We start from the raw sequence: 19,180 nt of genomic DNA on the forward strand, positions 1-19,180 counted from the left end.
GTGGCACCGAAGCAGCGCATTGCGAGGGGCCGAGGCCCGCGGGCGGAGTATGACGGCGCGAGCGGCGCTGTCGTGCTGCGCCGGCGCTGGCGTCGACTGTCCGACCGCCTGCCGCTGCCCTTCCAGATGCAGGTGCTCGAGCCGGACTATATCGACCCATCCAAGCACGGCCCGCTGGCGGCAGCCCCCGGCGTCAATGGAGGTTTCCTAATCAACGGCGTCCAGTTCACGCCGATCGGCACGCGCGAGGGATACTGGCTCTACAACGGCCACCCCGGCAGTGGCCGAACGACCTCGCTCGGTTCGACCTTCATTCCGGCCGTCGACATCGCCCACGTCTTCCGCGCTGACCGGCCGGAGATGGAGCACGGCGCGACCTGGCTGGCGCCGATCGTGCTGCGAATGAAGGATTTCGCCGACTTCGAAGACGCGCAACTGACCCGGCAGAAGCTGGCATCTGCGTTCGTCGGCGTCGTCAAGCTGCGCGTCGAACTGCTTCGCAAGGCGCAGGCCGACCGACAGGCGGCAGTAGCAGCTATGAAGAAGGCGCAGGCCGATCTTCAGGCGGCAAAAGCTGCATTTGTCCGCACGAAGGCCTCACTGCCGACCATCTCTGCGGTATCGATGGGCAGCGGGTCCTATTCGGGCGGTGGCGGCGCGGGACAGGCCGCAAACGCATCTGCACGGTTCGCCGGACAGCAGGCAGTCGATCAGGCGCGGGTCGATCTGCAGGCGAGCATCGACAACGTCGGTACCATGATCGACGCGGTCAATAAGTTCACGACGGCAATCCACACGCCCGATCCGGCGAATGCCAAGATCGACATGAACTTCGATGACCCTGCGAAAGTGAAAAAGACTAAAAAGGGCCGTGATACGTCGGCAGATGACGAAGACTTTGCGGCTAAGCTGGCGGAGGTACGCAACGCACAACTCCAGGCAGATGCCGATCTGACCGAAAGTCATGAAGCTCGGTACCGTGCTGACATGGACAGCCTCAAGGCGGACCGTGCTGCATACGCCAAGCAACTCGCCACCGACGATAGGCTGACCGCTGCGCAGCGCTCGACCCTGATGGCCGAGAAGGACGCCGAGCAAGAGATCCGACGCGCTGTCATCGAGCGCGCGCGCCACACTGCCATAGAGCAGATCGGGTATGACCTTGCGAAGGCACAGAACGATGCTGCTCAAGAAGTCGCTCAGGCGCAGAGCGCAATGGCGGATAGCGTTGCCGGCCGTCGTGATGCCGAGCTTCGCCTGCTCGACCTACAGCATCAGCAGGAGGAGGCCGATCTCGAACTGATCCTTGCCACGAAGGCGACAGCATCGGCCGAATGGGCGAATGCGGACAAGCGCAAGGCTGCGCTGGCTGGCGTCTACGCAATGCGCGCCGATGCCATCAAACGCAGCAACGAAGGGCCCGCGGACAGTTACATGCGGTCGCTGAACCTGTCGTCGTCGGCGATCAAGGAGCAGGTCCAGGACATCGGCGTCACCGCGCTGAAGGATCTCAACACGCAGCTGTCCGACGCGATTCTCGGCGCCAAGTCTCTGGCCAGCGCATTCGCCAACATGGGCAAGCGCATCATCGCCTCGCTGCTCGACATCGCTATTCAGCAGGCCGTCATCAAGCCGCTTGCGAACAGCCTGTTCGGCGCGGCTGATGCGTCGGGCAACCGATCGGGTGGCTTCGTCGGCTCGATCGGGTCATTCCTCGCATCGACCTTCGGGGGCGGCAAGGCCAAGGGCGGCGGGATCGATCCGAGCAGCTGGTATGTCGTCGGAGAGAAGGGCCCCGAACTGTTCGCGCCTGGCGTGAGCGGCACGGTGATCCCAAACGGTGGTCGCGGTGCGGGTCCGTCGTCCAAGGTCACCATCACGCCGTCGCCCTACTTCGATGCGGTCGTTGATGGACGCGCGGCATCGGTTGCGCAGCCCATGGCGGAACGTGGCGCGCTTAGCGGAGCGTCGCTTGCCCAGTCGAACATGGCACGTCGGCAGAACCGGCAGTTGGGCGGCGCATGATCGAGCTCCCCGAATGGCCCGCGCCAAACGGTGCGACCGCGTACCTCGTCGATTTCGGCGGGTTCCTCGTCCCGCTCCTTGGCGGCCGGGTGCAGCGGTTGGACCGCATGGGCAATCGCCACCGGCTATCCGTCAGCTTGCCTCCCCTTGGGAGTGAGAAGGACGGTCGCATCTTCGTGCAGCGTCTAAAGCGCGGAAAGACGGAAGGGGTTCGCATGGAATATCCACTGCTGTCCTTCCGACCAGGGCTGTGTGGCCAGCCCGTTGTCAATGGCGCCGATCAGGGTGGGCGGTTGCTCAAGCTGCGCAATCTCACGCCGAACTATGGGATCCGGGAAGGCCAACCGTTCGCGCTAGTCCAACCGGAAGGCCGCTACGTCTATTCGGTTGACCTTGCTGCCGTGGCAGACGCCGCCGGTACCGCGACCGTCCAGATCACGCCGATGCTGCGCGCGCCGACAATTGATGGCGGCGTTGCCGAGTTCACCCGGCCAATGATCGAGGGCTTCATCAAGGGCGACGAGATCGGCTGGGAGATGAGCCTCGCCCACGACATCGGCCTTTCGTTCGAGATCGAGGAATACGCATGACGCCCGCCCTTCAAGCCGCGCTGTCTCGGCGTCAGGTGATGATCGTCGGTCTCGTCCAGGCGGCGCTGCCCGGGTACAATCTAGCGATCTGCGATGGCGGCTGGCTTGATTGGAACGGTCAGCGGTTCGTGTCGAGGGACGCGCGCTTCGGCTCTATCCAGTCCGTTGAGGACTTCACCGACGGCGTCGGCGACGAAGCACCTGCAGGGCAGCTGACGTTGCTACCGGCCAGCACTTCGGCGGCAGTCGAACTGTCGTCCCCGGACTTTCAGGGCGCGGCTCTGTCGTTCCACTTCGGTGCCGTTGATGCGATGACGGGCAAGCTGATCGACGAGCCCGACCTAGTTTTCGATGGCGAGCTCGACACCACGACGCTCAATGAGGAACGTGGCGGTCGAACACTCGACATGGAGTTCGTCTCGGCGTCCGAGCGGTTCTTTGCGGACAACGAAGGTACCCGCCTATCGAACGCCTTCCATCTGGAAACATGGCCCGGCGAGACAGGCATGGCGAACGTCACCGATGTCGCCAAGCGCGACTATTGGGGTGCCGATAAGGCGCCCACCGGGATCGGGTACTGATGCTGCTCGAAAAGCGTCGCGTGGCGACCGAGGAAACGCTCGCGGCGTATACCGGCAAGGCCTTCGCTTGGGGCCAATATGACTGTGCTCGTCTCGCCTATCGGCAAATGCGCTCGCTCGGACATCGCCCCAAAGCTCTGCCCGCGTACCGCACGGCCGTCTCCGCGCGCACCACGATGCGCAAATTCGGTCACGAGAGTTTGGCCAGCGCGCTGGACGCTATGCTGCCACGCATTGCGCCGGCGATGGCATGGGTCGGCGACCTCGTCGCGGTCGAAGGCGACGTGTTCGAGGCGATCGGCGTGGTGGTTGGCAATGGTCGCATCTTCTGTTGGGTTGAAGGCGTCGACGTTCCCGTGTTCTTCCAGCCGAACAGCTATGTCGGGGCCTGGCGGTTGTGAGCAAGGCCCTGATCAAGATCGGCACGATCGTCGCCGCTGCTGGCCTGATCTACACCGGCGTCGGCGCGCTCGCGCTGGGCGGGCTGGCGGGCACGCTGTCGGTCGGCGGGATCTCGGTCGCGACCATCACGGCGGTCGGCAGCGGTCTCGCAGCGATCGGCTCGATGACGGCGAAGGCGCCGAAGACGACGAGTACGGGCGACCAGACCGAATGGAAGCTGGAGAGCGACGCCGGCATACCGTACGTCATTGGCCGCACCTATACCGCAGGCGTCATCCGGCACATCGACGCTTATGGTTCGAAGCGGGCGTACCGCTCGATCGTCATCGTCTACAGCGGCGCAGGCCCTATCCAAGGCTTCGAGACGTTCCAGACCGACGACATGCCAGTAACCTTCGCCGGCAGTGGCGCGGTCGGATACTATGCCGGCTGGATGTGGCTGTCGTCGCAGCTGGGGCAGGCGCCCGAAGCGGCAGCCCTGACCCCGCCTTTCGCAGGTTTTCCAAAATGGGGCCCGTCATCGAAGCTGTCGGGATACGCCGCGTCGATCCTCACGCTGAAATATGATTCGAAGGGCAAGGTCTACAGCGCAGGCACGCCAAAGTTCGGCGCCGTTCTCAACGGCGTGCGAGTTTACGATGCGCGGCAGGACAGCACGTGGCCCGGCGGAAGTGGTCCTTGCCGCTTCGGTGACGAAACCACCTATGTCGGCGGTCCAGCTGCGCTGAACCCGTGGTGCCACGCTCTGACCTACGCCATCGGACGTAGGCAGAATGGCAAACTAGTGGTGGGCGTCGGCCTGCCGCAGCGCGGGATCGATATTGCCGCTTACGTGTCAGCCGCGAACATCGCTGACGCGAATGCCTGGACGATCGGCGGAGTCACGTACGACGTTGGTAACGGTGCCAAATGGAACAACCTGAAGCAGATGTGTCAGGCGGGCGGGGGCGAACCGATCCATGTCGGTGCCAAGCTCTCGTGCAAGGTCTCGGCACCACGCGTCGCGATCGGCATCCTGACACCCGACGACCTAGCGGACGGTCGAATAAGCATCCCGGCTATGCTGTCCCGGCGCGAGCGGATCAACGGAATCGTTCCGCGCTACCGTTCAGAGCCGAACAAGTGGGAGATCGTGCCGGCCAACGTCGTGCGCGTTGCGGCGTATGTCGCTCAGGATAAGGGCCAGCGGACCAAGGAAGCCGAATACTCGTTGTGTCAGGACGTCGATCAGGCTGCGCAGCTGGCGGCATACGACATCGTCAATGCCCGCGAGTTCGGCCCGATCGTCATCCCCTGCAAACCGCGAATGTGGTACTATCGCCCCGGCGACGCGATCACGCTGCGGCTGCCCGATCAGGGCCTCAACGATCATTTAGCGGTCATTCTCAACCGCAAGCTGAACGTCGCAACGGGTGCTGTTGAGCTTACCATGGCTAGCGAGACGGTCGCCAAGCATGCGTTCGCGCTTGGTATGACAGGCACAGCGCCCCCGACGCCATCTCTGACCGATCCGCAGGTGTTGGATAGCGCTGCGACGTCCGACGCAGCACCGTCCCTCGACGCGCCAACGGAATTCTCTGGCGCGCAGACTGGTCCGCTGGCTGTCAAGCTCGACTGGCGCAATCCGAAGTCCTCGCAGTTCGATCACATCGTCATTGTCCGCAACGGGGTAGCGTCTGCGACTCCAATCGTCGGCGGGCTAGGAGCAGCTTTGTCGGCAACCGACAATCCCCCCTCGGCCGGCAGCTACACCTACCGCATCCGCGCATTCACCGCTGATGGAGCATCGACGATGGACAGTCCGGCGATCACGGTGGTGGTGTCGTGAAGCTGCTCGGTAGCTCCGTTGCCGTCCGCAACCCGGCGGGGCTTGATCCAATAGCGCCGGCGGACGGAGCGTCTGCTTGGACGCCTATGCTGGCGATCGAGGCGGATGGGACGGCACGATACCTCGAGGTGGTCGACTGGTCCGGCGGTACCGGCACAAAACCGGATGTCGGCTACGTCGGCACCACTGGGATCACGACAAAGGCCAAAGCGCCCAACCTCAACGCAGCGAAGCGGGTCGCGTTCTTCAGCGGCATCTCGATCGCGAACGGCATTACCAACATCGCGTTCACTGGCTTCACCTCGCCTCCCACCGTCGCGGTGGTCAGCGCCACTCCTGCCGTCCTGCTCGGCGCGGTGAAGTCCGAACTTGTTGCCGGGTCGGTCACCAAGGACGGCTGCCAAGTGAAAGTTACCACAGCATCCCTCGCCGGCATCGTGTCCGCCCTGGTGGGCGCGACCGTCACCGTCCTTACGATCGAAGCCTAGCTTCTTCTCGCTGCGGGTCTCGCGCCTCAACACCTGATCACCGGAGATATCCATGGCAACTGCAGCATCGCTGACGCTCGACGTCTGGCGTAATGACGAATTGTACGAGTTCCCGCTGCGCGTTCGCGGTCCGGACCTGACGGGTGTAGCAATGCGCGCGCAGGTTCGCCTCGCGCCTGACACGCCCGGCGCTCCCCTCGTTGATCTCGCGCTCGTGACGAACGGTAACGCCGAGGGCATCCGCCTTGCGGGGGTGTCGCTGGTCGACGGCGTGTTCACGAACGATGTGCGGATCCGCCTGAACAAGTCGACGCGGCAGGCATTGCCCTACGCGGGCGAGCTCGGCGACGCCGCATTGCTCGCGCTGGCATTCCAGATTGCGGGGCGAACCCGACTGTTCGGCAACATGCGTATTCTGGCGCACGCAATCGACAGCGATGCTGCACCGACCAGCCGGCCCGCAAGCTATGGCGCCCAGGTGTCAAACGCTCCGTCGGCCGGGGCGACGCTGACGATCGGTACAGATGACGTAGTCGAGGTCACGATCGACGGCGCTGATCTTGTTTCTTTGTCCGTCGTCCGTGCAGAGGACGCGCGCGACGAGGCTATTGCGGCACAGGCTGCGACTATTGCGATCCGCGACGAGTTCGCAGTGTTAGTAGATGGGCGGCGGCTCCCTAAGCTTAAAACCGCAGGCGCCAAGTACCATGCGGTCTACTCGAGCGAGCGACTGGCCGATGGCTATAGCGGTCCTTTGATACAGGCCGTGGCTTCGGATGCGTCGCCGCGGTTGGCAATGGGCCTAGGCGACGAAGGTGTCGCGCTATCGACGGTGCGAGCGCTTCGCACTGGAGATGTCGCCCGCGTGAGCCGGATTTACGATCAGTCTGGTGCTGGCCGTGACCTAACGCAGACATCGTTCGCATATATGCCGGCTATTCGAGAGGATGTACTGATCGGCGGAAAGCTCCCGATCTTGTTTGATGGGCGTCGCACAAACGCGGGCGACACTGCTCAGGCAAGGGGCATGCTCGCCTCGCACTCCCTGTCTCGCACAGATTGCACGTTCGTTGCCGTTATCGATCCAAGCGTTTCTGCCGTCCCTCAGATTTTCTGGGAATATTACATCAACGCCAACGGCTCAGGAACGCTGATCGACATCAATACCAACTTGGACGGGGCGAACTTTACCGATAGCGCAAACGGCGGAATCACGGCCGGCACTAAGCCGAAGATCCCGTCGTCGCCTTTCGTGATGGTTATCTGCCTCTCACCGGGTGGCTCAACCATTTCGATAAACGGGGCAGCGAAAACGGTCGGGTCTGCCTTCGCACCTGGCACTTTGGCTCGCTTTGCTCTTGGCTACGGGCCAAGCGCGGGCGATAATTTCAATGCGAACTTCCAGTTCGGCGCTGCGGTATTCATCGACAAAGCTGTGACCGACGAGGATGCTGACGCGATCAGCTACGAACTGATGGCCCGGTTCGGGATTACACCACCGGTGGCCAATCTTGTAATCATCGGCGACAGTATCCACGAGGCGGTGAAGAGCACGTACACGCTGGGCCAGAAGGCGCTTGCTTCGAACGGTTTCAACCGATCTATTTCAGTTTATAATCTTAGCGCAGCAGGCGTTCGCCTGTCGCAATTGTACGCGAGGCGGACTCAGTTCGACGGCCAGGTCGTCGCTGCAGGCATCCCCAACGTCGCGTTGCTCGCTGCCGGCATCAACGACATCAACAACGGCGTGACTGCTGCAGATCTGTATGCGCAGCAGACCAGTTATGTCACTTGGTTAAAGGCAAACGGTTACGCCAAGGTGTTGATATCGACGCTATTGCCGGAAACGGTTGTCGATAAGAAGACGGTGATCGACGCCTACAACGCGCTCGTCCGTTCAAATACCGCGAGTGCTGAGGGCGTTGTCGATTATGCCGCGGATGCAGTCATGGGGGCCGCAACGGCACCCAACGACGTCACGCTGTACGCGGACAAGCTGCACCCGGTAACGCTCGGCTATCGGTTCCTGTCGCCAATCCTGGAAGCAGCGGTGAATATGGCGTTAGCGGCTTAGCCTCTGCCTCGATCGGCATTGAATCACGGGCATGATCGTCGGGCATAGAGCCCGCCCACTGGCGATCCGAAAAACAGCCTTTGCAGGTTGCCGACGCCCAATCGCCGTAGGAGCAGTTCGGGTCGCTCAAGATCCGCGTAAGTGTAGCATATAGCGACATCGTCAATCTCCTGAGCAAGCCGACAGCGTCCTACTGCACGCGGGTTTCAATCTCCACCGGCAAATACTGTCAAACCGAGCACATGATGCGGCCCGTTCGGTCGCTGGAAAGGATGACGCATGACCGCGACAGCCACGAGCAACTACATCGGGGAGGCAATGCGGGCGACCGCGGCGCTTGCCCCGCCCTCCCTTGCCAACAATCCGGGGCTGCTCGCCTGGAACCTGTTCGTCATGACCGCGGCTATGTGCCTCGGACTCATGATGGCGGGCCGCCAAGGGCGCCGGCTATGGGCGGCACGAAACGTTGATCACCCGACCGACCCGGTATCGATCTACCGCATCATCATCTTTCTTGCCGGTTGCGCGATCGCGAGCCGGGGTGGCGCCGAAGCCGTCAGCCTGTGGTCGTGGTCATCGGGTGACGCGCGCACGATCGAGCGGATTGCGGAACTGAAACGCTGGCTTGATCCGCTTTCGGTTGGCTGCGGGTTCGTGTGGATGACCCTGCACATGCTCGCCGAGCCCATGATCGAGCACCAGTTGCGCAAGGCCCCGTTGCCCGTCGATATGTGGTCGCGGTGGCCCCAGCTTCGGAGGCCAGCCGCGGTGCTGGTCGTCAGCCTCTTGATGGCGGGTGCTGCCGTCGGGCTGCGGTGATGAAGGAGGGGGCTATCGCTGCGGTACCGAGCGTAACGGTACCGGTCATCTGGTCTGTCCTTGGCTATTCTTTCCCAGCTGGGTCCATGATCGTCGGGCTGCTCGCCTGCTTCATGGTCCGGCTGTTCATCACTCTCGACGCACCTGGTCCTAAGCGCTGGCTGCTGGACGGGATCGTCACTGGGCTTGCGATGCTCATCACCGCGGTCTGGATCGTCGAGCATCAGGTGGACCTGTTCGCTGCGCTCGGCACGGGGGGCGGTGCTGGCGCGGTCGGCGCGGGCATCATCACATTCTTCAAGCGGCGCGGGCAAAGCGCGATCGACGCCCTCGACGCCGCCCTCCCCGGCAAGCCCGCGGTACCGCCAGATATGACGGCGACCCTACGCGGCCTTGATAAACTGCCGTAACGGCCCGCACCAGCAGGGGTGGTGTGGCACGGGCCGACCGCGACCTCAGAAGGTCCCGATGCGGTCCAATTGCAAATTTGGCTAGGCATCGCAATAGGTAACGGCCTGTCTCAAGCGGCAGGAACGCGAGGCAGGCCGAGCCAACAATCCCCCGAATGGTGGCGCTGCGCTATTAGCGATGATCGAGACGCGCGCAATGAATAACGGCCCGCCCCCAGGGTCAGCCAAGAGCGAGCCGACTAGGCCACTGCCAAGCAAGCCTAGCGATCAACAACGCAGCGGTAGGGCAAAGTTTCCGCTTTCGGTAACGGCCCGCCCCTGGCGAAATCCAAGGACGGGCCGACCAGCGCATGTTGGGGTTACACCGGCCAGCTAGTTACGAACACACCACCGTTACGGTTTCACGACGGTAACGGCCCGCCTCGAACGTGAGTGACTACGCAAGGCGGGCCGGCCTGGTCACGTTGGGAGCGACCCGGCGCGGACTAAACGCCCGACCACCTCATCGGATCACATCGGAAGGAATATATATGGCGACGGCATCAAAGCCGGCGACCGCCCCTGCGCGCCCTGCGCACGGACTGGCGTCTCCGGACAAATTCTTCGCGTCGATTCGCTCGCTGTTCGGGACGATGACGAAGGCGCAGGTCGAGGGCATCCAGGCGAAGCTGGTCGCGTTCGCTGCGATCGGCGCGCCGCTGGCATACGTCGCCTACGGGCTCGCCACCTCGTTCCATGAAACCGCCCAGCGCATGCAGCCGATCCCAGAGATCGGACGCGGCCGAAACTATCCATATGGCAAGCCGGGCAAGCATAGCGGTCAGATCGCCTACGGCCGCGGCGATGTCCAGCTGACGTGGGACTATAACTACGAGCGCGCGGACAACGAACTCGGGCTGAAAGGCGCGCTGACGTCGAACTATGACCGCGCCCTAGAGACCGAGATCTCCGCGCAGATCATGGTGCTGGGCATGACGGAAGGCTGGTTCACCGGGAAGCGGTTTGCCAGCTACCTGCCCGCGAAGGGGCCAGCCACGACGGTGCAGTTCACCTCCGCGCGCCGCATCATCAACGGGATCGACCGCGCCGAGAAGGTCGCGGGTTACGCGATGTTCTTCCAGGCAGGGCTGGTCGCTGGCGGATGGATCTGAGGGAACTCGACCGTCGGGTGCTTTGACGAGCGATAAACCCCGACGGCCATCCTCGCCTCTACCGAAATGTCCTTACAAAACACCTAACAGGAGCTTCCTATGAAGAAACTACTGACCGCTGCACTATGCGCGGCGTCGATGGCGCTTGCCAGCTGCTCGACCCTGCCGCCCCCGTCGAATGCAACGGCAGCGCAGATCGGGACCGCTGTCGATCGAGCGCAGGCGGCATACGACCGGGTTGCGGCGTCGGCCAACCTCGTCCTGCCTTTCCTGTCGCCAGAACGTGCGGCCCGGATCCGACTCGCGATGTCGCTTGCTGAGCGTGGTCTCACCGCTGCCCGATACGCCGCCACGGCTGCCGAACAGCTGGCGGTACTGAAGCAGGCGGAAGCGGCGACTTGGCTTGTCGAGACCACGGCACAGTAAAAACCACCATCTGCGGCTGCCATATCGAAGGATCATCGATGAAAACCATTCTACTCTGGGACCCTCGGTTCCCGGATCGTCGCCCCTCGCGCCTTACTGTCGAGGATACGGTTGCATCGGCTGCCATTCGCGCCGGTGTTGCAGCAGCTGCGAACCCGGCAGAGGCTGGAGCGCTGTCCGCAGGCGGCGCACTCGATCCTACTATGCTCACCGAGGTCGTACTGCAGCATGGCTCGGGCGGATTAACCCGCCGCGTCTTCCTGCCGTACAGCGTTGTCATGGTCGGTGCATTGGCTGGCGTTCTCGCATCCATTGGCACGCCGATACCTAGCGGCGTCACTCCGACACCCACCCCAACGCCAACGCCGATGCCGACGCCGAGCTTCATCATGAACAGGCTCGCAACTGCGCTCAATGCGACTAAGGCGGGAACGGCTGACACGTACTACATGACCGTTGGCGATAGCACGTCGATGGGCAACGGTTCCGGTGATCCGTCCGGTACGACAGGTGCGCGACCCTATACGACGACCTCGTATTCTGCCGCACGTTTCAAGGCGCTTGGCTATCCAACTAGCACCGATGCTTTCTTCGGGAGCGCAGGCAACGCGACCATTGGCGGTTACGCTGCGTACAATCCCGCTGTGGCAGTGGGCGGCTGGGCGGTCGGGACGCTAACCAGCGCGGGCGGCGTCAATTTCGAGAAAACCTCCGCCACGCCGGGCGCGCTCGTCTTCACGCCGACCGATCCGTGCGACGTCTTCGATGTCTATACGGTAGACGGGCCGGGTTATGGAACGCTTACCATCTCTGTCGACGGCGGCACGGCAACGCAGGTAGCGCAGGCGGCGGGCGCGATCGCTATCCGGAAGACGACCGTTGCTACAGGCGCCATGGGCGCACACACGATCGCGATCGACAGCCTCGACGCAACCAAGGTCAATCTCCTTGGCATCATCGCGCGCAGTACCACGATCAAACGGATGATCATTATCAACGCGGGCGTACGCGGTTGGGCGGCAAGCGATTGGAAGGGCGTTTCCCAGCCCTATGCTCCGTCTTCCATGCTGGCCTATCTTGCGCCGCATGGCGCCGATGTCGCGCTCGGCATCAACGACTTCCGCGACGGCTCAACGCTCACGGAAGCCTCGTTCCGAACGCAGATGCAGGTCGTCTTCGATGCGCTGAAGTCTACAGCCGACATCGTGCTACGCGGGCCGAATGATATTAGCCCCGCTTCGAGCAACGGCACGCTGACCATGCCTCAAGTTGGGGCCGTGTTGTACAGCATGGCGACGACACAAGGTTTTGGGTATATCGATACTATCGGCGCGATGGGCGATTACACGACCGTCAACAACGCCGGAAACATGTACGATAACCTGCATCCGAAGCGAGCTTACTACACCTCGCTAGGGCCGATTCTTGCCAATTATGAAGATGCCGCCATTCGCCGCGGCGGCTATAGTCCAGTGGCGCCAACGCCCACCGTGTCGCTGTCAGCGGGGCAATCTAAGGCCGAAGGCAACAGCGGCGCGACGCTGTACACTTACACCGTCACCCGGTCGGTCAGCATCGGCGCGATCAATGTGCCGTGGGCGTTTTCTGCAGGGATTACAAACGCAGCCGACTATACCGGGGGCGTCTTGCCAACTGGCGGTAGTATCGCAATCGCGGACGGGGTGACGACCGGAGCGTTTGCCGTCAGCGTCAATGGCGACACCACGGTCGAGCAAGATGAAACATTTTCCGTCAACATTTTGGCCCCCTCTGGCTATTCCTTAGGATCTGCTAGCGCCAGCGGCGCGATTGTGAACGACGATTCCGCCGCACCTAGTCCCGGCTTGACCGACGCGTTCACCGCCACCGATGGTTCGCTGTTGTCCGCGCACACGGCTGATACGGGCCAGAGCTGGGCGCAGTTCAGCACTGGCTGGACCATCGCGAACAACAAGGTTTACGCTCCGGCTGCGAACACGGTGATCAGCGCAGTTTCGTCGTTCTCCGGGCAGAATATCGCGATGGAGGCGGACCTCGAGTTCACCACTATCCAGACAGCGAACCTTGGCGTGGCCGTCCGCGTCATCGACAAGAACACCGGATACATGGGCCTCTACCGCTCTTCGCAGGGCGGCTGGGTCATTGCCATGTATAACGGCAACACGACCTTTACGCAGATCTCGCCCGCACCAAGCGGTGCCGCGCTTTACACGCCATCTGCTGGCGATGTGAGGCGAGTTCGCTTGGAGGCGAGCGGTTCTACTCTCACGCTCAAGGTGGGTGGAGTGACCGTGGCGACGGTGACTGACACGAGTATCGCAGCAAGCGGAGGTGTTGGCCTGGCGCAGATCATCGGCGTTTCAACTGCGACCGCGGGTGCGCGTATCGATAACGTTGCGGCGTCACTGCTGTGAGGCGGTCCTATGAAGCACCGGCAATCACCAAGTCGAGGCAAGCGTCGTCATCGGTGAGACCGAAGCGCGGCTCGCACTGTACGACCCTGCTGAACCCTCAGCTCGCGAGATCTGTCGTTCTATGGGGCGGATCGGCCGAGGCTACGCGCTGATCAGCTGCGAAAATCCTCTACGTCTTCTGGTGGACGGCGGTTGAGCGTGGCTGGAGGCGCGTTCGCCTGCCTCTGGAGTAGGATATGTCGCCGCGTCACTCACCAAGGCAGAGATGACGCCGCGACATAATATGAGTACGTGGCCCCAAAGCGGTGGCTGGGGGCGTGAAATTGGGAAAAGTCGACACGGTTGAAACGAACGGCTTGGTTTTGTCGGGCAGAGTTGATGCGCTCGACTCACTTCGTGGCATCGCGGCCCTCGTCGTCGTCCTACATCACTGCTCTCTGGCGTTGGGCTGGTACAATTACGTCGATCACTTTGGCATCCGGATCGTGCTCTCAGGCGCAGGATCGGTGATCCTTTTTTTCGTTCTTAGTGGTCTCGTTCTGACGAAGACGTACCTCGAAAAAGATAGGGCTTACGTTCCCTTCGCAATCAAACGGGTGATCAGGATCTATCTGCCGTTTGCCGCTGCGATCCTTCTGGCCGCAGCCCTGTGTTGGCAGTTGGGTTATGCGCCGGTCAGTTCAGCTGGAGACTGGTTCAATTCGGCCGGTTGGCATAGACCCGTAACCGCTCGGGTCATCGCATCACATCTAGTCATGAATAGCATCGATCTTGATAACGCGGTGTGGAGCCTGTCCCACGAATTGCGTATCTCGCTCCTGATCCCGTTTCTGGCACTAGCAATCACACGCTTTCCAAAAGCCACTATCGCAGGTCTGTTCGCAGTTTCGGTAGTGTTGTCGCCGCTCAGTCATAACTTACAGCCACATCCGAACATTCAAAACTACGTAACTAGCGTTCAGTACGTTCTTATTTTCGCATTTGGGGCAATGCTGGTGGCGCACGGCGGGGCGATTGTTCGACATCTTCGCCAACTATCTGGGTTGAAGCTGTTCGCGCTTACGCTGACGTGCCTTGCTGCGATTTCTACAGCGCCGAACAGTATTCTGCCGCTTGATTCGCTTAGTCAGGTATTTTACCTGATAATTTCGGGTGCCGGTTCCGCTGGTCTTATATGCCTCGCACTCACGCCGGGCTGGTTCGAGAAGTCCGTGCTGCGGCATCCGGCCGCTATCTACCTAGGATCAATCTCATACAGTCTGTATCTCGTTCACTTGATCGTGATGCAGGTGCTGGTGCGTTCGCTGCACGATCTCGTTCCGGTATGGCTACCTTTTGTGATAACTCCCGTCGTGGCTATCGGAGCCGCTCAAGTATTCCGCTTAGCTGCCGAGACCCAATCGCAGAACATCGGCCGCCGTGCCGCGGCATGGTGGACTGGTCGCCGCGCTGTCGCTGAAGAAGGGTTCGGAACGCAGAAAACCGCAAAGCGCCCACCAAGCGTCTAGTACTGCGATCTTTGACCTGAGAGGGGCACCGCAGCGGGGAGGCGTCTTGGGAATGCTCAACCCGCTGCGATGTCGCGATACTGGCACTTAACCTTTTGGTAAGCAATCTCCGCGAAATCACAAAATGGAACCATGTCGCGACGAGCCCATGTGACAAGCACGGTTTAAGAATGCTCGCTGCGACGTATCAGGGTAGCGTCAACGCTTGCTTAGCGGCAACTGCCATCTCGCGGAACGCGGTCTTCCATGTAGCACCCGCGTCCGCCCAGGGCGTCCGGTCCTCGACCCGCTCCATTCGGCTTTCCCACATGTACGCCGCAACGTGCTCAATCACGGCATCATCATCGTTGCTCGTGCAGAGCCGGCACCGAGCAGACATATCGAATCCTTGCAAGTTTGTTCCCGTTGCGTTCCATAGGGCGATGCACCGGCAAACGCGAATCACGGTCGACTTGGCGGTCCAGATCCTTCGGGATACCTTGGCGGAAACGTCGAACGGTCGCGTCGACACGGTGCCGGTTCGCCTAGCGTTGCGATGCTTATGGTCGCACTGCCCCGAGCGCTGGCCTCTCGTAATGTTCTGGGAAGGTGCGCAGCAGGATAACGAGATCGGGCGCAGCCAGAGCGTGACTGCCTCGTTCAACGGGATCGTGCGGCAGCTGCGCCGCTCGGGGGCGTATTCCGAGGTTAGCAGTTCGAAGTAGGGCCACGGTCGCCGGTTATCGTGTCGACGGCAGCAGCAACCCGGCGCCAGTCTTCGACTGCAATCCGATCGCCAAGGGCATCGGTCAACTGATCAATAATATAGTCTGCCGTCAGTTCGCCGTGAGCGGCGAGAATAGCACCGGCCTGTATCCAGACCTCGCGATCTTCCATCGGGCCTGCACGCGCCATCAGATGTCGAGAACGCGCCGTTCGGCCTTGTCTCGCGGCAAACTCGCTTTCATGCCCACGGGCCTTTTTTAGTCAATGGGACCGATGGCCTTTCATAGCGCTCTGCAGCTTCATCCACGGTCAAGATGGGGACCGGCGCCAATTCCCGCGTTACGTACAGATGACGTAGGATCATCGCCAGATCCCGCTCAGTGAGACCGGATACCCGGTCAATGACCTGACCTTCCGGTAGAGGTTCGACCCACGCGGCGAGGCGCTTGCACGCCTCGCCGAACTCGGGGTCCGCAGAATCGTCGAAGTCAGGCATTTTCGAAGCCTATGCGCACCCGACCGATTCTGGCAACCGCTCAGCCAGCCTTCATGTTAGACGAAGCATTGTTGAACGTCTTGTTGAGGCTGCTACCTAAACCCTGCATTGCCGCGATCGCAGCAACAGCGATCAGTGCGGCGATAAGGCCGTACTCGATGGCGGTGGCCCCGCGGGAGTTTCGAAGAAGTGAAGTGATGTACTGGCGCATTATCGTTCCTTTCACGGCGGGAGTGGACGACAATTGTTAAGATCGGATTGGCGCCGGCTTGCTCCTAGTTCCGCTTTAGCAGTTTGGTACGGAGCGACATGGCCAACCAACTTCACCCAAACGTCGTGATCGCTCGTCAAATGGGCAAATTACGCCGCTTAAGCTCAGCAAGCAGCGCGTCTCCGTAAGGATCGCCAACCTCTCCATCTGTCTGCCGGTAGGTTTCGACAAGCTGCACATCCGTCAGCGCGTCAAGAATTTGACCGGCCTTTTCGCGGTACAGTTTTAGGTTCTCCTGGGTCGTGTCCCTACCAGACCCATCTTGCGTGCGTAAGTCGCCGCGGTCGATCCGACTAGCGCTGTTCAGCAGGCTACGTAGGCGGGTTAAATCACTGTCGTTCATGACGTTACCCTATATGCGGTCGACCAGTCCGGGCAACTCAATCGCCGTCTCGTTCCGATCTATCCGTAAGCCGACCTTGACGCTTCCAACGCGCCATTAGCGCACGGGCTAGTCCGCCCTCATGAAAATACTGGTGTAGCCAATGTGCCGTTCGCTCGCGGTCTCTGTCCTCAGCCCGCTTTCCGGCCACCAGCAACCAAACCACCGCCCCCAACAAGGCTACAAGGATGCCTCCTGCTACAATAAAATCGAAGGCGCTGATCAGCATTGGGATTGGCCTATGCCTTTCCCAGTTGCGCGCAAGGCCATAATGTCGCTGCATGGACGAACTCCACCTCCAGCCTAGGCGCGATCGACCGATTCAGGCAGTCAGCTTATTCCTCAGAGGGACGACGCCTACCCACGGGACGCCCGACGCTCAATACCTCAACCCGTTCAGCTCGGGCGGCAAGATCATCAAGCTTGATTGCAGATGCGATCAGAACCGCCTTCTTATTGATCAACTTTGTAGATTCCGCTTCGGCTCGATCCGACGCTGCACGCGCCCGCAACTCATCGCTTACTCTGCTCATTCGCGCTCTCTACCTTTCCGGTGTCCTTCCGCAAGACTATGTTCGGTCTATGGATGAACTCACCACCTCCATTGTCGGCATAGACTTCCCGAACCAGGATAAGTCGAAGAGCAACAGGCGCATGGAGTGCATGCTCTGCGCCCCGGGTGACGTCGTCGAGCTACGCCTCGAGCCGAAGAACCCGTTCGACGAGAATGCCGTTGCCGTCTGGTCCGATCGCGGCACGCAGCTGGGCTACGTCAGCGCCGAGCGTGCGCCCCTGATCGGCAAGCGGATGAAGGAAGACGACGCGACCGCGGTCTTCCAGGCGATGCACGGTAGCGGGGCCTATATCCGGATCCGGTTCGGAGGCGGGTTACCTACCCTGCCCGACCCGGTCCCTGACGTTCCGAAGCCCCAGCCTCCCCGCCAGATGCGGTCGGCGCAGCGACCGGTCTACGATCCCCACGCGTTTTACCCTGACGAGGAAGGGCCGGAGTTTGGCGCCTAATCCTGTAACGCTAAGCTGAGGATATGATCTACCACTGGTTCGGGTAGCGGATTGGCTACGTCGAAACCGAACTCACCGGAGTGCGCCCAAGCAACCCACCCCGAGTAGCGAGCGAACGCTGGCACCTCAATTGCTAAGAATTGCCCTAATTTCGCTGGGTATCCCGACCGAACCCGAAAACCGTGGGTAGCGATATCGACCACGGTTGCCGAAAACGGATCGCCCCCTGGTGCCGTCAGGAATACCGGCAGATGGATCAACGCTCGGCTGACGACCCGCGCGTCTTCGAGCAGCCAGCTTGGTTTTAGCGACAAATTGTTATGGATGCTCATGCGTCATTCGTTGCACGCGCGACTGAAGAACGCGTTAACCAGCTTTGTCCGAGACGCTATTGTAACGATCTCGTTCGTTCCCGAGGGTCTATCGTCCCGCCTCTGCCAACAAGGCCGCCAACATGTCGTTGCTTAGTGGGGCGACGAACGGGCAACCCGAGTTGTATTCGTCGGCCCATTTTACAGTTGCCGAGACCCGCCCCACCAGCGGCAGGGTCAGCCAGATGACCGAGCCGACTTTCAATCCGGAATAAGTTTGAAGCCTGGCCCCGCTAACTGAAATATCTGACACCCGGCAAAGCGTGCGATGTGAGACGTCGAGCTCAGCATCTAAACCGAGCTTGGACCTGACCGCTCCACGATTGCGAGCCTTCGCGGTTTCGTAGTCTGCGCTGAACATAACTATTGTTAGGCCAGCTTGTCTAACATTTCCACATTGCAAAGCGCATCAAGTTTCTCAGCGAAGGGATCCTGTGGGGAAGAGCCTGAGCCCGATGCTCGATCGATCGAGGCGTGCTGTTGCAGCCGCGCAGAGCCGCATGCCGCTAGCAACCGGTCTGAGAGCAAAGAAGCGGCCTCGACATCAACGGTTACAACCAACCCCGGCGCCTCGACGAGCACCCGCCCCTCAAAGGCGGTAACCTCAACCTCGTCTGGTCGCAGTGTCTCAGCCATTGGTATTCTCCGAAACCGTGGCAACGATCGTGGAACAGGATCGCCCGCCCCTACTGCTTTGGCTCAGTACGATTCACGGTCGGCGTTCTATCCTGATGAGGAAAGGCCAGAGCTCGGCGCGTGACCTCTAAGCGTTAACAATTTGGTGAAGTCCCCTATTGTAACGGTTGATCGACTAGCTGCGTTACAACCAATGGAGATCCACATGTTCATCAAATCCCTCGCGATGGCCTCGGCAGGTCTGGCCCTGATCGCTGCTCCTGTTGCCGCCAGCGCTGCGCCGGCTGCCGCTGCAACCAGCCTTTCGGTATCGAAGGCAGTTCGTGCAGCCACCCCTACCGCGAAGAAGAGCAAGCTTGCGGGCGGCGGCCTCATTGTCGTTGCCCTCGCGGCAGTTGCCGTTGGCGGCGGGCTCTACCTGGCTATCGACGACAACGATAACTCGGACAGCAACTGAGTAACTGGGCCGGCGCTACGGTGCTGGCCCATCGCGCTATACCGGTAGCTTCGGCACCCTTTCGTAGTACATTTGGCAATGGGCCATGGTTGGAATGCGTCATGTCCCACAAAGCTTCGGTCG

Annotated in this window: 23 protein-coding genes; 15 read left to right on the plus strand and 8 right to left on the minus strand. The window is 61.3% G+C overall.

What is annotated here, in order from left to right; translation table 11 throughout:
• Positions 1 to 72 precede the first annotated feature (72 nt).
• From E5673_RS12780 to E5673_RS12840, 13 genes are all read left to right on the plus strand, one after another.
• Positions 73 to 2,025, plus strand: a complete 1,953-nt coding sequence (locus tag E5673_RS12780) for a phage portal protein (RefSeq protein ID WP_247599377.1) — start codon at positions 73 to 75, stop codon at positions 2,023 to 2,025.
• Positions 2,022 to 2,615, plus strand: coding sequence for a hypothetical protein (locus tag E5673_RS12785; protein ID WP_136190302.1), 594 nt, complete (start codon positions 2,022 to 2,024; stop codon positions 2,613 to 2,615). Before E5673_RS12780 ends, E5673_RS12785 begins: the two co-directional genes overlap by 4 nt.
• Positions 2,612 to 3,196, plus strand: a complete 585-nt coding sequence (locus E5673_RS12790) for a hypothetical protein (RefSeq protein WP_136190303.1) — start codon at positions 2,612 to 2,614, stop codon at positions 3,194 to 3,196. Before E5673_RS12785 ends, E5673_RS12790 begins: the two co-directional genes overlap by 4 nt.
• Positions 3,196 to 3,597: a hypothetical protein gene (locus E5673_RS12795; RefSeq protein WP_136190304.1), complete on the plus strand. Its 402-nt coding sequence runs from the start codon at positions 3,196 to 3,198 to the stop codon at positions 3,595 to 3,597. Before E5673_RS12790 ends, E5673_RS12795 begins: the two co-directional genes overlap by 1 nt.
• Positions 3,594 to 5,426 carry a hypothetical protein gene (locus E5673_RS12800; protein ID WP_136190305.1) on the plus strand — a complete coding sequence of 611 codons (1,833 nt, stop codon included), beginning with the start codon at positions 3,594 to 3,596 and terminating at the stop codon, positions 5,424 to 5,426. Before E5673_RS12795 ends, E5673_RS12800 begins: the two co-directional genes overlap by 4 nt.
• Positions 5,427 to 5,512: 86 nt before the next feature.
• Positions 5,513 to 5,914: a hypothetical protein gene (locus tag E5673_RS12805; protein WP_136190306.1), complete on the plus strand. Its 402-nt coding sequence runs from the start codon at positions 5,513 to 5,515 to the stop codon at positions 5,912 to 5,914.
• A 52-nt stretch (positions 5,915 to 5,966) separates the two neighbouring features.
• Entirely contained in the window at positions 5,967 to 7,988 is a 2,022-nt protein-coding gene (locus E5673_RS12810; RefSeq protein ID WP_136190307.1) for an SGNH/GDSL hydrolase family protein, read from the plus strand.
• A 279-nt stretch (positions 7,989 to 8,267) separates the two neighbouring features.
• Positions 8,268 to 8,807: a hypothetical protein gene (locus E5673_RS12815; protein ID WP_136190308.1), complete on the plus strand. Its 540-nt coding sequence runs from the start codon at positions 8,268 to 8,270 to the stop codon at positions 8,805 to 8,807.
• Positions 8,808 to 8,893: 86 nt separating this feature from the next.
• Positions 8,894 to 9,217: a hypothetical protein gene (locus E5673_RS12820; protein WP_136190309.1), complete on the plus strand. Its 324-nt coding sequence runs from the start codon at positions 8,894 to 8,896 to the stop codon at positions 9,215 to 9,217.
• A gap of 530 nt (positions 9,218 to 9,747) precedes the next feature.
• A complete protein-coding gene (locus tag E5673_RS12825) occupies positions 9,748 to 10,368 on the plus strand; it encodes a hypothetical protein (protein WP_210731738.1) in 621 nt (206 codons plus the stop codon).
• A 99-nt stretch (positions 10,369 to 10,467) separates the two neighbouring features.
• Complete coding sequence (locus tag E5673_RS12830; RefSeq protein ID WP_136190310.1) at positions 10,468 to 10,794, plus strand: hypothetical protein; 327 nt, start codon at positions 10,468 to 10,470, stop codon at positions 10,792 to 10,794.
• Positions 10,795 to 10,832: 38 nt separating this feature from the next.
• Positions 10,833 to 13,208, plus strand: a complete 2,376-nt coding sequence (locus E5673_RS12835; RefSeq protein ID WP_136190311.1) for a hypothetical protein — start codon at positions 10,833 to 10,835, stop codon at positions 13,206 to 13,208.
• A 317-nt stretch (positions 13,209 to 13,525) separates the two neighbouring features.
• Complete coding sequence (locus E5673_RS12840; protein WP_168711623.1) at positions 13,526 to 14,716, plus strand: acyltransferase; 1,191 nt, start codon at positions 13,526 to 13,528, stop codon at positions 14,714 to 14,716.
• 187 nt (positions 14,717 to 14,903) lie between these two features.
• Here the strand turns inward: E5673_RS12840 and E5673_RS19695 are convergent, their stop codons facing one another.
• The 5 genes from E5673_RS19695 to E5673_RS12865 form a co-directional block, all read right to left on the minus strand.
• A complete protein-coding gene (locus E5673_RS19695; RefSeq protein WP_168711624.1) occupies positions 14,904 to 15,050 on the minus strand; it encodes a hypothetical protein in 147 nt (48 codons plus the stop codon).
• 353 nt (positions 15,051 to 15,403) lie between these two features.
• Complete coding sequence (locus tag E5673_RS12850) at positions 15,404 to 15,610, minus strand: hypothetical protein (protein ID WP_136190314.1); 207 nt, start codon at positions 15,608 to 15,610, stop codon at positions 15,404 to 15,406.
• Positions 15,611 to 15,659: 49 nt separating this feature from the next.
• Positions 15,660 to 15,917 (minus strand): hypothetical protein, encoded by a 258-nt coding sequence (locus E5673_RS12855; protein ID WP_136190315.1) that lies wholly within the window; start codon positions 15,915 to 15,917, stop codon positions 15,660 to 15,662.
• Positions 15,918 to 15,957: 40 nt separating this feature from the next.
• Complete coding sequence (locus tag E5673_RS12860) at positions 15,958 to 16,128, minus strand: Flp family type IVb pilin (protein ID WP_136190316.1); 171 nt, start codon at positions 16,126 to 16,128, stop codon at positions 15,958 to 15,960.
• Between the two features lie 136 nt (positions 16,129 to 16,264).
• Positions 16,265 to 16,531 (minus strand): hypothetical protein, encoded by a 267-nt coding sequence (locus E5673_RS12865; protein ID WP_136190317.1) that lies wholly within the window; start codon positions 16,529 to 16,531, stop codon positions 16,265 to 16,267.
• 621 nt (positions 16,532 to 17,152) lie between these two features.
• Here E5673_RS12865 and E5673_RS12870 point away from each other — a divergent pair.
• The gene (locus E5673_RS12870) at positions 17,153 to 17,593 is read left to right on the plus strand and encodes an HIRAN domain-containing protein (RefSeq protein WP_136190318.1); all 441 of its coding nucleotides are present in this window, start codon (positions 17,153 to 17,155) and stop codon (positions 17,591 to 17,593) included.
• On the opposite strand, the gene E5673_RS12875 is transcribed toward E5673_RS12870, so the two are convergent.
• The 3 genes from E5673_RS12875 to E5673_RS12885 form a co-directional block, all read right to left on the minus strand.
• The gene (locus E5673_RS12875) at positions 17,590 to 17,925 is read right to left on the minus strand and encodes a hypothetical protein (protein ID WP_136190319.1); all 336 of its coding nucleotides are present in this window, start codon (positions 17,923 to 17,925) and stop codon (positions 17,590 to 17,592) included. The two genes, E5673_RS12870 and E5673_RS12875, sit on opposite strands and share 4 nt — an antisense overlap.
• 88 nt (positions 17,926 to 18,013) lie before the next feature.
• A complete protein-coding gene (locus E5673_RS12880; protein WP_136190320.1) occupies positions 18,014 to 18,325 on the minus strand; it encodes a PilZ domain-containing protein in 312 nt (103 codons plus the stop codon).
• Between the two features lie 8 nt (positions 18,326 to 18,333).
• Positions 18,334 to 18,600 carry a hypothetical protein gene (locus tag E5673_RS12885; protein WP_136190321.1) on the minus strand — a complete coding sequence of 89 codons (267 nt, stop codon included), beginning with the start codon at positions 18,598 to 18,600 and terminating at the stop codon, positions 18,334 to 18,336.
• A gap of 205 nt (positions 18,601 to 18,805) precedes the next feature.
• Between E5673_RS12885 and E5673_RS12890 the strand changes: the two genes are divergently transcribed.
• Entirely contained in the window at positions 18,806 to 19,057 is a 252-nt protein-coding gene (locus tag E5673_RS12890) for a hypothetical protein (RefSeq protein WP_210731739.1), read from the plus strand.
• The last annotated feature ends 123 nt before the right edge of the window (positions 19,058 to 19,180 follow it).

Origin of the sequence: Sphingomonas sp. PAMC26645 (genome assembly GCF_004795835.1) — a bacterium.
GTDB lineage: Bacteria > Pseudomonadota > Alphaproteobacteria > Sphingomonadales > Sphingomonadaceae > Sphingomonas.